We start from the raw sequence: 14,618 nt of genomic DNA on the forward strand, positions 1-14,618 counted from the left end.
TATGTTCAATTGAGTAGTGGAAATTAAAATTAAAACTCATCAAATCAATATTCAAAATTTATGTGTAAAAGGACGTTTCTATGAACCAATGGACAAAACTCACGTTACTCTCGGTTACTTTGGCGTGTATTACTGCTTGCTCAAATGATCAATCTACTTCAAAAAATACCACGGAAGGAAAAAGCGCAGAAACTGCTACATCTGACAAACTTCAAACCAAGTTCGTAACCATTGCAACTGGCGGAGCATCAGGACCTTACAATGTGATTGGGACGAGTCTTGCAGAAATTTATAACAAAACTTTTGGTGTAAATTCTAAGACTCAGACTACAGGTGCATCAGTCGAAAACTTAAACCTTCTCAAACAGAATAAAGTTGAAATGGCATTTGTTATGAGTGACAGCTTAACAGAAGCACTGAACGGAACAGGAAGTTTCGCAAATGGTAAAGTTGAGAATCTCAGCCAAGTCGCAGCGCTTTATCCCAACTACGTACAAATCGTAACCTCTAAAAAATCAGGGATCAAAAATATCGAAGATTTGAAAGGTAAACGTATCGCTGTAGGTGCACAAAATTCAGGTGTAGAAGTAAATGCACGTACACTGTTGAATGGTTTTGGAATCACCTATAAAGATATTAAAGTTGATTATTTGGGCTATGCTGAAGCCGCTGATGCTTTAAAAGGTGGCAAGCTTGATGCAGCATTCCTGACCAGTGGCATTCCAAACTCATCACTCATGGAACTTCAACAAAGCTTTGATCTACAGTTAGTTTCAATCAATGCAGATAAAGTCAAAGAAATAGCTAAAGATCAAAGTTATTTCTTACCGATGATTATTCCAAAAGGCACATATGGCAATACTGCGGACATTCAAACTGCCGCAATTAAAAATGCATTAGTTGTTCGCACTTATATATCGGATGATGATGTCTACAAACTAACAAAAACTTTCTTTGACAGTTTGCCTCAATTGGCAACTTCACACCAAGCAGCAACAGAAATCACGCTTGAAGGTGCTCAACAAGGCCTTGTAGCGCCTCTACATCCAGGCGCGAAACGCTACTATGATGAAGTGGCTAAAAAATAATAAGCTTCAAAAAAATGCAGTTTATACTGCATTTTTTATATTGTTCTTCTTAATCTATGCTAGCTATCCAACACTGTATACGCAGGTTAGAGTTGAAACTGATATATGCAAAATTTCAACTGATCAATTTGATTTACAGTGGAAGCATTCAGTAGAAAAGACGGCTTGGTCTGAACAATATCAGCGTCAAAAGAATAAGTTTTTACTGCGCCACACCGATTTGATTTCATTTGGTGCAGGTACACCCTCAAATTATCCCATTGAGTTTCAAAAAAATGGTGTGATTAGAATGCGGGTCAATCAAAATATAGATGAAATCAACTGGGTGATTTCTAGAAATATGCAAGGCACGATCCTCGCTGACCAAAAAATTTGGTCTATTTTTCAAAGTTACCCAGACTATAGTTTGGTCAACATCTCGGTTCAATATCAACCCAAATGGAAGTCTTGGTGGATTGGAGAATGCCTATGAATTCCAAAGAAGATAAAGTTGTATTAGAACAACTCGATGAGAAACAACAACAAGCCATATTAGAAAAATTTGATCGGGAATCTGTTACTCGAATCAATATGAGCAAATCTGTTACCTACTTTGTTGCATTTGTAGCGATCTTTTATTCATTATTTCATTTATTTATTACGTTTAATCCTTTACCTGAGTTAATACAGCGTGCAGCCCATGTCGCTATTGGCCTAGCACTCATTTTCTTACTCTATCCAGCTCGTCAAGCAAGCTCCCGGCAGCATATTTCACTTCTCGATTGGTTCTTGGCTTTGCTTTCCATCTTCAGTTTTTTATATTTATGGAAAGAATATCAATCTATTATGACCACTCGAGGTGGTATTCCAAATACCTTAGATATCGCGTTTGCAATTATGAGTGTGGTATTAGTCATAGAAGCAACTCGCCGGGTCATGGGGTGGATGCTGCCCATTTTAAGTTTAATTTTCCTGACCTATACATTTATCAGTCACTTTGATTGGTTGCCAGATCGATTAATTACTCGCCCTTATACCATCAGCGACATTTTCGGACATATGTATTTAAAAACCGAAGGCTTATATTCTTCGGCAATTGGTGCATCCGTCACTTTTATTTTCTTATTTATCCTTTTTGGTGCTTTTCTTGCAAAATCAGGTATGGGGAAATTGTTCAATGATCTTGCCATGGCATTGGCGGGTCATAAACAAGGTGGTCCTGCCAAAGTTGCTGTAATTTCAAGTGGATTTATGGGCAGTATTAATGGAACTGCTGTTGCCAATGTTGTTGGCACAGGATCATTTACCATTCCATTGATGAAAAAAATTGGTTATCACAAGAATTTTGCTGGTGCCGTTGAAGCCAGTGCATCCGTCGGTGGACAAATTTTGCCGCCAGTCATGGGTGCGAGTGCCTTCATTATGGCCGAAACAACTGGCGTGAGTTATGGCACGATTGCACTAGCCGCATTATTACCTGCCTTATTGTATTACCTTGGCGTCATGGCTCAAGTTCATTTCCGTGCGGGTAAAGATGATCTGCAAGGCGTACCTAAAGCTGATTTACCTAAAGTAAAAGAAGTTCTAAAAGAGCGTGGACATTTACTTATTCCAATTTTGGCACTGGTCTTTTTCTTATTTCAAAATATTCCTGTGAGCTATGCTGCTGTCTACACCATCGTCCTGACCATCTTTGTAGCAGCTTTAAGAAAATCAACACGAATGGGTGTAAAAGATATTTTAGATGCGCTCGTTGATGGAGCCAAACAATCATTATCTGTGATGGCTGCTTGTGCTGTCGTTGGTATTATTATCGGCGTAGTAAGTCTGACAAGTTTTGGTTCAGTAATGACTTCTTCAATTATGAGTTTAGGTGCAGGTAGTCTCTTTCTCACTTTATTTTTAACCATGATTGCATCGATGATTTTAGGCATGGGGCTTCCATCTATTCCGGCCTATATCATTACTGCCACCATGGCAGCACCAGCACTCGCAAACTTTGATATCCCTGTATTAGTCGCGCATATGTTTGTGTTCTATTTTGGTTTATTTGCAAACATCACCCCACCAGTTGCCCTTGCCGCCTTTGCGGGCGCAGGAATTGCAGGCGGTGATCCAATGCGCACTGGGTTTCAGGCCTTAAAACTATCTCTTGCTGGTTTTATTGTTCCATTTTTATTCGTTTATAACCCTGCCATGCTGATGATTGATACCACCAATGTTGCAGTCAATGCTCGAGAATTTGCCTTTCCTGCATGGACAACTATAGTGAGTATTACTGTCACTTCAGTGATAGGAATTCTCGCTTTAGGCTCCGCAGTTGAAGGTTATTTCAAGACTTATCTCAACTGGTTCTGGCGTATTTTTTTAGGTGTGGGTGCGCTGTGTATGATTATTCCAGAAACCATTACAGATATTGTAGGCATTATCATGGTCATCATCGCAATTACGGTGAATATTATCACTGCTAAACGTAAAGCAAACCCGTCTCTTTCCTCCTAAAAAACCAATTAAAAAGCCCGGTAATTACCGGGCTTTTTAATTTCTTAGACTAAGGCGTACCCTCATTTGATGGGTGGGTTTTAATGACTTCAAATAATATTTAAAATTATTTGTTCCTCTATATTTTTTCAATGCTAAGCCCCTTGTAACAGAGGACATTTGGCAAAAAATCTAAGACACAATGCGTTTGTACAGTTACTGCCGTTCAAAGAATTGATCCTAGCCAAAATAATAGAAATATCGTGAAAGCTATTTTGTAAAAACTAAGTACAAACGCGACATCCTTTGATATGCCTCAAGAATTTTATCCTTGGCAGACGGCTTATAATCGCAGGAAAAATAAGAAATTGTGCAAATCGTTTTTTAGATGTGTAATTCATAGACATCGTTGAATGTCTAAAGTTCAGTACTCATAATTTTCAAACACTCCCAATACCACGTTATAAAAAATCTGGCACGAGGCCAGATTTTAATACGATCAACTTAAATTTCAGTTCACCCTTAGAAAATACGGTTTTTATCTTTTTCAGCCTGAGGTAATGCATCTGCAACTTTTTGTGCAATCGCCATGTAGCTTTCAGCAGCATCATCACCTGCTATCACAGATGGTTTCCCTGCATCGGCATTTTCACGAATTTGTACATTCAGCGGTAAACGACCTAAGAGCGGAATGTCGTATTGGGCTGAAAGTTGGTCGCCACCACCTGTACCAAAGATTTGCTCTTCATGCCCACAGTTCGAACAGATGTGAGTCGACATATTTTCAACCACGCCCATCACGGGAATATGTACACGATTAAACAACTCAATGCCTTTGGTCGCATCCATTAATGCAACATTTTGTGGTGTCGTCACAATCACAGCACCTGTCACCGGTATACGCTGTGCAAGCGTCAACTGGATATCACCTGTGCCTGGTGGCATATCAATGACCAATACATCCAGATCAGGCCATAAAGTTTGGTTAAAGAGCTGCATTAACGCCCCCGTCGCTTTCGGCCCACGCCAAGCCACAGGGGTATTGTTATCACCTGTTAAATGGCCAATCGATAAGACTGCCAAACCATAAGCTTCAATAGGAACAAATTGCTCAGCTTCAATCATAGGCGTACGGCCAGCGTTACCGAGCATAGTTGGAATACTTGGACCATAGATATCCGCATCTAAAACGCCAACTTTTAGCCCCAATTGCTGTAATGCCAAAGCTAAGTTAACTGTCGTGGTTGACTTACCCACACCACCTTTGCCTGAAGACACTAAAATTACATTTTGAATGCGTGGGTGTTTCGGTACATCACGTTGCAGAGGTGCCGCTTTTTGAATTGGTGGATTGTTTGGATCTTCTTCAGCCTTGGCTTGAGTAGCAGATGCATCCACAACAGGTGGCAGATTACTCGTAGTAGACTTTTGCTCAGTTTGTTCATTAGCTTTAGGCTGTGTTGAACAGCTTTCACCTTCTGCATGGTGATGACCGCAACCACCCGATGTATGTCCAGTTTTTTGCTGAATCACGTGCATATTTAATTCTGTGATGCCACATTTTTCCAATGCATCGGCCAAATCATCATGGATTTTTTGTAAGTCATCGGCTTCTGAAGGAAAGGTATTAATCGTGATCTGCAAGATCTGACCTTGCACATTTACCTGTGTAATACGGTCTTTTAAAGCATTATTTGAATTGGGAAGTACGTAGTTTTGTAAAACCTGTTGGATTTCCTCTTCTTTCACCTCTTGGGAGGGTGAAAACACAGATTTTAGAGAAGAAAGCCACGACATTATGTTGTCTCCAAACAGGAACATCAAAAGATAATAGCGATAGTTTACCTGTTCATCTGCCACAGAGTAAGAGGGAGATGAATGACTTATCCCTATAAGCTTATAAAGTTGAGTAACTGATGTTACGCACCTAAAAGTAATTTCGCATTTTAAAAATGATTTTTAAGTATATTCAACGGAGTCTTATATCTAGGGTTTGAATAAAGAGATTAGCCTTCGGCTGGAGGTACTTTTGTTTTGGCAAAAGTACCCAAAACCATTGTCATCCGCAAAACTCGTTCACTAGCGTCAAATTATTCAAAGTATCGCAAAACCAGGTAGTGTTCAAAAAACTGTGTCATTTCCTTAAACTGTTAAAAACAGGAATGATGCATTATGGCAACTACATTTGATTTTGAAACAGCCTTAAAACAACTCCAGTCAGGACAAGCACTGACTGGAGAAAATGGCATACTCACCCCTTTAATTAAACAACTGACCGAAGCTGCTCTTGAAGCAGAAATCGAGAATTACATTGAAGCGAATCCGAAACAAGGTAATCGCCGCAATGGCTATACTCGCAAGACAGTAAAATCTACATCAGGTTCATTTGAGCTTGAAACCCCTAGAGATCGAAATGGTGAATTTGAGCCACAGTTAGTTAAAAAGAACCAGACCAAATTATCAGAAGAAATTGACAATAAAATCATATCACTCTATGCACTTGGTATGAGCTATTGTGATATTCAAAAGCATGTTGCTGATATGTATGGATTGGAGATTTCAGATGGTGCTATCACCAATATTACAGATAAGCTCCTCCCTCAGTTACAAGCATGGAAACAACGCCCACTCGATACAATTTATCCCTTTGTTTGGTTAGATGCCATACATTACAAAGTGAAGGATAAAGGTGTTTATGTGAGCAAAGCGATCTATACCATTTTAGCTTTAAATGTTGAAGGTAAGAAGGAACTACTCGGCTTGCATTTGTCGGAAAGCGAAGGGGCGAACCATTGGCTTAGTGTACTGACAGACCTACAAAATCGTGGTGTTCAGGATATTCTGATTGCCTGTGTAGATGGACTAAAAGGTTTCCCCGAAGCCATAGCAGCGATTTACCCTCAAACAGAAATACAACTGTGTATCGTTCATCAAATTCGTAATTCTTTACGCTATGTTGCCAGTAAAGATCAGAAGGCATTTATGGCTGATTTAAAGCCAATTTACCGTGCTGATACCAAAGGGGCGGCAGAAGTAGCACTGGATGAGCTAGAAGAAAAATGGGGCGAAAAATATGGTGTGGTCATTCAGTCATGGCGTACCAAATGGCATCTACTATCCGCCTATTTCAAATACCCTAAAGCGATTAGGAAGCCGATTTACACCACCAATGCCGTTGAAGCCGTACATCGTCAATTCCGCAAACTAACCAAAACCAAAGGAGCTTTCCCCAATGAGGATGGTCTGATGAAATTACTGTATATTGGTATTCAACAGGCATCAGAAAAATGGACAATGCCTATTCAGGAATGGGGACAAACGATTACTCAATTATCCATTTACTTTGAAGGTCGATTAGATGATATAATTAAAATCTAGTCAAATTTACTGACACAGAATTTTGAACGCCCTCCAAAACCATTTTTGATTAGAAGGAGTCCTGTCTCAAACACTTGCGGATGACCTTACCGCGTATCATTCTTTTATTTGAAGCAAACGGTGCGTCTGATGTTACTGCGTAACATCAGTGAGTAATTTAGTCAGTTTTCAAGCGTGTGCCACTTAAAATGCCCTTATAGTTGATCTATGCGGCTAAACCAAAGCCATTAAATTTTAAATTGATTACATATCAACCATACTTTTACAGCGTAATTTCAGTTTATATTTCAATCGTTTCAACAGAATAATTATAGTGATGGATGTGCAATCTAAAGGCACATTTTGTGCTTTTTAGTTTTTAAAATGGGGATGACGATGTATCAGAAGACTGTGTATAAGAAGAATATGTATAAAACGGCTTTATGTGCCTTGATGCTCCTGACTTCAGCAGCCCATGCAGAAGTTATGACTGAAGCCATTCAAACACCTGACCGACAAACTGTAGCGATTGGTGATAGCCTCGATCTCATGCGCTCGCGTATGCAAGCCTCTCCGATGAAAATGGTGTCCTATCCGCTGCAAGAGAAAAATCTGCCTGCAAAATTGGCGGTAGATTACACCTACGAAATTGCCAATATGCGCTACGTGATTACCGTAGTCGATGATCAAGTCAAAAATATTAAGACTGAAAATTTAGATGGATTAAAGCAATGAAACCTAAAAAAGCCGCTCTTTATAGAACGGCTTTTTTCATCAGACCTAATTAAGCTTGGTCATCTTTTTTAAACTTATGCAGTGTGTCAGTGGCTTTCTTTTTTAACTCGTCAAATTTCTCTGTCGCCTGCACTTTTAGTTCATCAAATTTTTCGACAGCCTCATGTTTAAGTTCGGAGGCTTTGACTTTGGCTTCATCAAATTTATGACTCGCTTCTGCTTTTAACTGCTCTAGACGGTCTTTGGTTTCAGCATGCTGTTCTGCATGTTCATGTTTGGCGTCATTTAAGGTTTTTTCACCCTCAAGCTTGAGTTCTTCAACTTTATGCTTTGTACCATCGAGTGCTTTTTCACCTTCAAGTTGAGCCTCTTTGGCTTTGAGCTTTAGATCATCACCCAACTCTGACGCTTTATCTTTCAATTGATCAATTTTATTTTCAGTTGTCATCGTTCTCGCCTCTTCTCTGTTATTGTCTAACAATAGTTATAACGCGATTTGAAGCAGATACTTGAAATAGACGCATTTAGAAACAAATCAACCACAGGAAAACGCCATGTGATTGCCTATTTTCACAATGGCTTGATGCAAATATGCATGGTCGATTTTACTCTATGCTTTTAATTTTAAAGGATGATGTAATGCAAAGAGATCAATGCCACTCCTATGCATTGATCTCTTGAAATTAAACTTATTTGCTGACCGTACTCATAAAGCTCACTGCGGAAAACAGCCAAATAAACAGGATAAAACTCCGTCCCTGATTAAAATGCGCGACATCGGTACCATGCAAAATATTATGACGGGTCATCGCTACGGTAGAGCTGCTATCCATTTGATAGGCCGCCAATTCGGCAAAATACGGATTCAACTCATTGGCAATTTTAGATTTGTGCCAAAGGCTTTTAATTTCACTGCCTTTAAGTCCCGGTACAATTTTATAGACATCGACAAATTTAGTGCCGTTTTGATTTAAGAAACCGGTTTGAATCAAGACGTCCGTCAAAATACCTTCAAGCTGTGCATATAACACAGGGATACAGCCTGCATGAATATTTAATTTATACAGTTTAAACGCATCTAAAAGTACCTGACGGCGCGCTGCTTTATGTTCACCAATATTCAAAGCATCAAAGGCTTTCAACATTTCAGTTTGGAAAAACTCGCTATTGATGACATTCAGAAAATCAAAGTCTGCATCATTTTCATGTTGATGAAGCAGTTGCCAAAAATACAATAAATTTAAAGCATCATTCGCTACTTTCATTTCTACCGGCTGATCTAATTCATCGGCCAAAATATCGAAATAAGGCTCATCTTGTGCCAAATGACGCAGAGTTTGAATCAGTAAGGCATGCTCATCTGCTGAAATCTGTTCTAAATATTGCTGCGCATCTTTAATAATGTGATGCCCCAATTTATGACGCTGTTCATTTTGAGGAATACGAGTGATTGGCTGATCGTCTTCATAGTCATCTTCATACATGGGCTTGTTACTCTTAGGCATCACAGTTATGCCCTATTATCACTGTAATTGTGTCAGCAATATAGAATTTTTTACTTTTGCAAAGATTTCACCTATTCCCTTGTGCAAGTACTGGCTATCTCATGTAAAATTACAGCCCATTGCATAAATACGAATGAGAGAGTCATATCCGTGCGTAATATTTTAGTTACTAACGCCCTTCCATACGCGAATGGCCCAATTCATATGGGTCATTTACTCGGTTATATCCAAGCAGATATTTGGGTACGTGCGATGCGTGCAATGGGTCATAACGTGACTTATGTATGTGCGGACGATGCTCACGGCACAGCGATCATGCTCCGTGCGGAAGCAAACGGTATTACACCTGAACAGCAAATTGCCAATGTTCAAAAAGAACATGAGCGTGACTTTGCTGGCTTTAAAGTTGACTTTGACCATTACGACTCAACCAACAGCCCTGAAAACCAAGCACGCGCTTCTGAGATTTATATTAAGAACCGTGAAGCAGGCAACATTGCTGTACGCCCTGTGACGCAATTGTTTGACCCTGAAAAAGCGATGTTCTTGTCTGACCGTTTCATTAAAGGCACATGCCCAAAATGTAAAGCAGAAGACCAATACGGCGACTCTTGTGAAGTGTGCGGTACAACCTATAACGCAACTGAATTGTTGAATCCGAAATCGACTTTAAGTGGTGCGACTCCTGTAGAGAAATCTTCAGATCACTACTTTTTTAAACTGCCGAACTTTGGTGAATACCTACAAAAATGGACACGTGATGAAGGTCGTCTACCTGTGTCGATTGCCAACAAATTGGATGAATGGTTTGAAGCAGGTTTATCTGACTGGGACATCTCACGTGATGCACCTTACTTCGGTTTTGAAATTCCAGATGCGCCAAACAAATACTTCTACGTTTGGGTAGATGCACCGATCGGCTATATGTCGAGCTTTGAAAACTACATCAAGACCAAACGTCCTGACCTAAGCTTTGATGATTACTGGAAAAAAGATTCGAAAAATGAGGTGTATCACTTCATTGGTAAAGACATCGTTTACTTCCATGCATTGTTCTGGCCTGCAATGCTTGAAGGTGCAAACTACCGTACCCCAACAAGCTTATTCGTCAATGGTTTCTTGACTGTAAACGGTCAGAAGATGTCTAAATCTCGCGGTACGTTCATTAAAGCGGAAACTTATTTAGAGCATTTAAACCCTGAATATTTACGTTACTACTTTGCCTCTAAACTGTCTGATAAAGTTGAAGATTCTGACTTAAATCTTGATGATTTTGTTCAGAAAGTAAACTCTGACTTGGTTGGTAAAGTCGTGAACATCGCAAGCCGTTGTGCGAAATTTATCAATACTAAGTTTGATAACAAACTTTCTGCAACGTGTGCAGAGCCTGAATTGATACAAAGCTTTATTGATGCAGGTGCATCTATCGCTGCACAATACGAAGCGCGTGAATTCTCTGCGGCAATCCGTGAAATCATGGCACTTGCGGACAAAGCCAACCAATATATTGATGAGAAAAAGCCTTGGGCTTTAGCGAAGATTGAAGGTGAAGAACAACAAGTACATGACGTATGTTCTGTAGGTATTAACTTGTTCCGTCAATTGGCAGTTTACCTTGCTCCAGTTCTTCCAACTTTGGCTGCTCAAGTTCAAGACTTCTTAAAATTAGAATCTTTCGACTTTGCGTCTGGTAAAACGATTTTGGTGGATCATGAAATTGCTCAATTCCAACCATTGATGCAGCGTGTAGACCCGAAAGCGGTTGCTGCAATGGTCGATGCGTCTAAAGATTCTTTAGCTGCGCCTGCTGAAGCACCAAAAGCGGAAAAGAAAAAAGAGAAGAAAGCTGAGAAAAAACCTGAACCTAAAGTTGGAGAAGCTGAGATTATTGGCATTGAAGACTTTATGAAAGTTGACCTGCGTGTCGCAGAAGTTTTGGAAGCTGCTACGGTTGAAGGTTCTGACAAACTTCTTCAATTGACTTTAAATGTCGGTGAAGCTGAACCGCGCAACGTGTTTAGCGGTATTCGTGAGTTCTACCAACCTGAAGACTTAAAAGGCAAATTAGTAGTCATGGTGGCAAACCTTGCACCACGTAAGATGCGTTTTGGTATTTCAAACGGGATGGTTTTAGCTGCGGGTAATGGTGAAGGTGTTTGGGTGATTTCACCTGAAACTGGTGCTAAACCGGGTGATAAAGTGTCTTAATTTTTAGATTAAGATAAGAAAAAGCCTCTACGTTGTAGGGGCTTTTTTATGCCTTTAGGTTCCCTCTCCTTTTAGGAGATGAGAAGCACTGCTTCGCAAGGTAACAAAAAATCTTTTGTTTACTTGATGGTGCGTCCATGTATCACAAGTGAACGGCGACATCCATGTCGCCTACCATCTAAAACAATGCTCTGTGACTAGTTCTGTTTTTTATGAAATCGAGCAAATCAGCTGTAAATTTTAGAACTTCAGCATTTGCCTTGTCGTATTGCAAAGAATCACTTTTAGCTACTCATATACTTTAAATAAATGATTCATTTCGACAAATTGACGTAGCTTTTGATCAAGTTGATCTGGAAACTCCCCAAAAAATTTATCCAACTGATCCAATTGAATACTTTCAGCTTCGGTGCTGTTTTTTAAAATATTAAATCTTAATCCTTGCTCAAATGGAACCTCTAAAGCACCAAATAATAGTATTTTCGCACTTTCTAATAATTCTAAACTTTCAAAAGCCTGTAACGCTTTTAGAGCTTGTATCGTTTCAGCATAATAATCGCCTGAGCTATTATGAAAATATTGATCAAATCCACCATTAAAAACTTCTGCAATTAATATTTTCACAACAAAATAGACTTGATTCTCAAAACTTAGTTTTTTCAAATCCTCTAAATCAGATACCTGCTGTGATAAATTCAACCAATATACATATTCTTCAGATGCTCTATATTTTTTCTCCTCATCGTAGTATTTCTTAGCTGCTTCTATTTGGTTTCTATAGCCTTTAGCACAAGGAACACATAAACCCTGATTCTTTATTGCCGTATCAGATAAAATAAGTGCTTTACAAGTCAAACAAGCAATTCTTGTTTCCATTTACACCTCCATATATTTTATGCTTGCAGATACACATTACCCTAAGCAACTTCCAATAATAAGATTATTCCTACTTAAAAAAGGCTTTGTTGCACAAACCTATCTGTAAAGGCTTTTTCAGCGATATAATTTTCAAATGAAGAAGCTTACACACAAAATCTACCGCACAACCAATTGGCCCGCATATAACCGAGCACTCATGAGTCGCGGAAATATTGCCCTTTGGTTTGATTCTGCTACGCAATGGTATGCACCATCAAAAGGCAAACAAGGGCGAAATCAAACCTACTCCGACGCAGCCATCCAATGCTGCTTAATGATTAAATCCTTATTTCGTCTGTCTTTACGTATGGTTACTGGCTTTGTGCAAAGTCTGATTAAACTTTGCGGATTAAATTGGATAGCTCCAGATTACACCACGCTTTGTAGAAGACAAAAGCATATTGATATTGTAATCAGCTACCAAAAAAGTAGCGATGGGCTGCATCTACTCATAGACTCTACAGGCATGAGGTTTCTAGGTGAGGGCGAATGGAAACGCAAGAAACATGGACCTGAATATCGTCGCCAATGGCGTAAACTTCATATTGGTATAGATGCTGAAACCCTTCAAATACGCGCCATTCAACTCACTACAAATAATGTGAGTGATTCACAAGTGCTTGGTGATTTACTCGATCAGATTCCACAAGATGAGCAGATTGACTCTGTTTATACCGATGGCGCTTATGACACCAAACAATGTCGTCAGGTCATTGCAGATCGGCAAGCGCATGCGGTGATTCCTCCAAGAAAAAATGCGAAACCTTGGAAAGATACAAAGATCAGCTCGCTAGCGCGAAATGAATTACTTCGAACAGTTAAACGTTTAGGCAGGACACTATGGAAAAAATGGTCAGGCTATCATCGGCGAAGTTTGGTTGAAACTAAGATGTACTGCATTAAATTATTAGGAGATAAACTCAATACAAGGAGTTTTGATAGCCAAGTGAATGAGATACATACACGTGTAGCAGTCCTCAACAGATTTACGGAATTAGGTCGACCACTTACCCAAGTTACGCCTTAAATTTGGCTCAATTAGGGGCGTTTTGCATTTCCAATCTTTGTGCAACAAAGCCCTTAAAAAATAAAAATTAAACCAAAAATAATCACATTTATATTCGAGAAACGATCAATTTTTTTTATTAAAAGGAAAAACAACCTAATGTATGCTAAAAACATCCACTATCTTACAAGGTATAAGAATTCCATGAAAAATATAAAACCCCTATTCTTTGCACGTATTCTCATCAACACATAAACATAACAACTAAAAAGCCCCTAACTAGAGGGGCTTTTTATTATTTCTGCGGACTTAATCCATTCTGCGCAAAGTTTGGCGAACGAGGCCCATACAACAAGCCCTTCTGCTCACTTAAACGAGGTGAATAAAGTAAATGACTAACTGTCCCAGACAACACATAAGCTTTATCGCTTAAATGATTCGAGATTTGGTCAACTAAAGCACCCACTAGCATACCGACTAAACCAGCATTATTGTTGCTGTTAGACAGCACTTGCTTTTCAGTTCCTTCCCAAAGTAACTCACCTGTTTTTAGATCAACTAACTTCGCTTCAACAGCAACCGTTGCAACAGTTTGAATAACTTGATACTTAGAACCGTATTCCTTCACTTTGACATAAAGCGCAGCATCAGCACCAAAGATTTCTTGAAGCTTTTTAGGGCTAATCGTTTGTGCATCTGCGCCGTTATAAACACCATTTTCTTTAAACATGGTGTCAACAACACTGATTGGAAAAACGTAATAGCCAGCTTCAGCTACTGGCACCGTCACAGTCGACCAGTAACTATTGGTTGCACGAGTATCAGGTGATTCATTCACAGGTGGCATCACCAAAATAGATTTTGGCATATTTGCAGTATAGGTACTTAAATCACGTGTATTTTTAGGTGCAGTTGCACAACCCGTTAATAAGCCAACAACGGCAGTAACTGTAAATAAAGTTTTTAAATACTTCATTTTTTTGCTCCTGCTGAAGTTTGACCCGTCATTTTTTTCAATAAACGATCCATTAATACAGTCGACTCAGGATAGACCTGACGCTCAAGCTCAAAATATTGAATCGCACGCGGTGCATCATTCATATTTAGGTATTGCAGTCCCAAATGTGCATACAGTCCAGGCGGAACAGCTAAGTTTTTCGCCTTAGCTTTTTCAACGTCTTTTTCAAGTTTTAATACTTGATCTTGTGGCATCGCTTTCTCAGGCAAACTTAAAGATAAATAAGTTTGCTGTGGAAATTCACCCCAGCTGTACAATGACTTTGGCGCAGTTGCGCACCCAACCAAACTTAGCGAAATAAGACCGCTCATCAATAAAAAAAT

Annotated in this window: 13 protein-coding genes; 7 read left to right on the plus strand and 6 right to left on the minus strand. The window is 39.4% G+C overall.

The window, feature by feature from the left end; translation table 11 throughout:
* Nucleotides 1–80: 80 nt before the first annotated feature.
* The 3 genes from FTV38_RS03140 to FTV38_RS03150 are packed head-to-tail and all read left to right on the plus strand — an operon-like array spanning nucleotide 81 to nucleotide 3,569.
* Complete coding sequence (locus FTV38_RS03140) at nucleotides 81–1,088, plus strand: TAXI family TRAP transporter solute-binding subunit (protein ID WP_180021284.1); 1,008 nt, start codon at nucleotides 81–83, stop codon at nucleotides 1,086–1,088.
* Nucleotides 1,066–1,560: a DUF1850 domain-containing protein gene (locus FTV38_RS03145; RefSeq protein ID WP_227591861.1), complete on the plus strand. Its 495-nt coding sequence runs from the start codon at nucleotides 1,066–1,068 to the stop codon at nucleotides 1,558–1,560. Before FTV38_RS03140 ends, FTV38_RS03145 begins: the two co-directional genes overlap by 23 nt.
* The gene (locus FTV38_RS03150) at nucleotides 1,557–3,569 is read left to right on the plus strand and encodes a TRAP transporter permease (protein ID WP_180021286.1); all 2,013 of its coding nucleotides are present in this window, start codon (nucleotides 1,557–1,559) and stop codon (nucleotides 3,567–3,569) included. The genes FTV38_RS03145 and FTV38_RS03150 overlap by 4 nt, the downstream gene beginning before the upstream one ends.
* 501 nt (nucleotides 3,570–4,070) lie before the next feature.
* Here FTV38_RS03150 and apbC read toward each other — a convergent pair.
* Nucleotides 4,071–5,345 (minus strand): iron-sulfur cluster carrier protein ApbC, encoded by a 1,275-nt coding sequence (gene apbC / locus FTV38_RS03155; protein WP_180021288.1) that lies wholly within the window; start codon nucleotides 5,343–5,345, stop codon nucleotides 4,071–4,073.
* Between the two features lie 375 nt (nucleotides 5,346–5,720).
* Here apbC and FTV38_RS03160 point away from each other — a divergent pair, with 375 nt between their 5' ends.
* Both FTV38_RS03160 and FTV38_RS03165 read left to right on the plus strand, forming a co-directional pair.
* On the plus strand, nucleotides 5,721–6,926 hold the full coding sequence (locus FTV38_RS03160; RefSeq protein WP_180021290.1) for an IS256 family transposase: 1,206 nt from the start codon (nucleotides 5,721–5,723) through the stop codon (nucleotides 6,924–6,926).
* Nucleotides 6,927–7,301: 375 nt separating this feature from the next.
* Complete coding sequence (locus tag FTV38_RS03165; protein ID WP_180021292.1) at nucleotides 7,302–7,640, plus strand: hypothetical protein; 339 nt, start codon at nucleotides 7,302–7,304, stop codon at nucleotides 7,638–7,640.
* 49 nt (nucleotides 7,641–7,689) lie between these two features.
* On the opposite strand, the gene FTV38_RS03170 is transcribed toward FTV38_RS03165, so the two are convergent.
* Both FTV38_RS03170 and FTV38_RS03175 read right to left on the minus strand, forming a co-directional pair.
* Nucleotides 7,690–8,088: a hypothetical protein gene (locus FTV38_RS03170; RefSeq protein ID WP_180021294.1), complete on the minus strand. Its 399-nt coding sequence runs from the start codon at nucleotides 8,086–8,088 to the stop codon at nucleotides 7,690–7,692.
* 241 nt (nucleotides 8,089–8,329) lie between these two features.
* Nucleotides 8,330–9,124, minus strand: a complete 795-nt coding sequence (locus FTV38_RS03175; RefSeq protein ID WP_180021465.1) for a hypothetical protein — start codon at nucleotides 9,122–9,124, stop codon at nucleotides 8,330–8,332.
* Nucleotides 9,125–9,295: 171 nt separating this feature from the next.
* Between FTV38_RS03175 and metG the strand changes: the two genes are divergently transcribed.
* Complete coding sequence (metG, locus tag FTV38_RS03180) at nucleotides 9,296–11,353, plus strand: methionine--tRNA ligase (RefSeq protein ID WP_180021296.1); 2,058 nt, start codon at nucleotides 9,296–9,298, stop codon at nucleotides 11,351–11,353.
* Between the two features lie 288 nt (nucleotides 11,354–11,641).
* Here the strand turns inward: metG and FTV38_RS03185 are convergent, their stop codons facing one another.
* Nucleotides 11,642–12,229 (minus strand): DUF4375 domain-containing protein, encoded by a 588-nt coding sequence (locus FTV38_RS03185; protein ID WP_180021298.1) that lies wholly within the window; start codon nucleotides 12,227–12,229, stop codon nucleotides 11,642–11,644.
* 136 nt (nucleotides 12,230–12,365) lie between these two features.
* Between FTV38_RS03185 and FTV38_RS03190 the strand changes: the two genes are divergently transcribed.
* Entirely contained in the window at nucleotides 12,366–13,298 is a 933-nt protein-coding gene (locus FTV38_RS03190; protein ID WP_180021300.1) for an IS5 family transposase, read from the plus strand.
* A gap of 274 nt (nucleotides 13,299–13,572) precedes the next feature.
* Here FTV38_RS03190 and FTV38_RS03195 read toward each other — a convergent pair whose 3' ends face one another.
* Nucleotides 13,573–14,253: a GNA1162 family protein gene (locus FTV38_RS03195; protein ID WP_180021301.1), complete on the minus strand. Its 681-nt coding sequence runs from the start codon at nucleotides 14,251–14,253 to the stop codon at nucleotides 13,573–13,575.
* Nucleotides 14,250–14,606, minus strand: coding sequence for a DUF4810 domain-containing protein (locus FTV38_RS03200; RefSeq protein WP_180007598.1), 357 nt, complete (start codon nucleotides 14,604–14,606; stop codon nucleotides 14,250–14,252). The genes FTV38_RS03195 and FTV38_RS03200 overlap by 4 nt, the downstream gene beginning before the upstream one ends.
* Between the last annotated feature and the right edge of the window lie 12 nt (nucleotides 14,607–14,618).

It is taken from the genome of Acinetobacter sp. YH16044 (genome assembly GCF_013417145.1).
Taxonomy (GTDB): domain Bacteria; phylum Pseudomonadota; class Gammaproteobacteria; order Pseudomonadales; family Moraxellaceae; genus Acinetobacter; species Acinetobacter amyesii.

What these genes read in the sequence shown, in the direction of transcription:
- FTV38_RS03200 (WP_180007598.1), bottom strand. Translation starts at nt 14,606, where the DNA reads ATGAGCGGTCTTATTTCGCTAAGTTTGGTTGGGTGCGCAACTGCGCCA.
- FTV38_RS03150 (WP_180021286.1), top strand. Translation starts at nt 1,557, where the DNA reads ATGAATTCCAAAGAAGATAAAGTTGTATTAGAACAACTCGATGAGAAA.
- FTV38_RS03190 (WP_180021300.1), top strand. Translation starts at nt 12,366, where the DNA reads ATGAAGAAGCTTACACACAAAATCTACCGCACAACCAATTGGCCCGCA.
- FTV38_RS03175 (WP_180021465.1), bottom strand. Translation starts at nt 9,124, where the DNA reads ATGTATGAAGATGACTATGAAGACGATCAGCCAATCACTCGTATTCCT.
- apbC (WP_180021288.1), bottom strand. Translation starts at nt 5,345, where the DNA reads ATGTCGTGGCTTTCTTCTCTAAAATCTGTGTTTTCACCCTCCCAAGAG.
- FTV38_RS03165 (WP_180021292.1), top strand. Translation starts at nt 7,302, where the DNA reads ATGTATCAGAAGACTGTGTATAAGAAGAATATGTATAAAACGGCTTTA.
- FTV38_RS03170 (WP_180021294.1), bottom strand. Translation starts at nt 8,088, where the DNA reads ATGACAACTGAAAATAAAATTGATCAATTGAAAGATAAAGCGTCAGAG.
- FTV38_RS03185 (WP_180021298.1), bottom strand. Translation starts at nt 12,229, where the DNA reads ATGGAAACAAGAATTGCTTGTTTGACTTGTAAAGCACTTATTTTATCT.
- FTV38_RS03140 (WP_180021284.1), top strand. Translation starts at nt 81, where the DNA reads ATGAACCAATGGACAAAACTCACGTTACTCTCGGTTACTTTGGCGTGT.
- FTV38_RS03160 (WP_180021290.1), top strand. Translation starts at nt 5,721, where the DNA reads ATGGCAACTACATTTGATTTTGAAACAGCCTTAAAACAACTCCAGTCA.
- FTV38_RS03145 (WP_227591861.1), top strand. Translation starts at nt 1,066, where the DNA reads ATGATGAAGTGGCTAAAAAATAATAAGCTTCAAAAAAATGCAGTTTAT.
- FTV38_RS03195 (WP_180021301.1), bottom strand. Translation starts at nt 14,253, where the DNA reads ATGAAGTATTTAAAAACTTTATTTACAGTTACTGCCGTTGTTGGCTTA.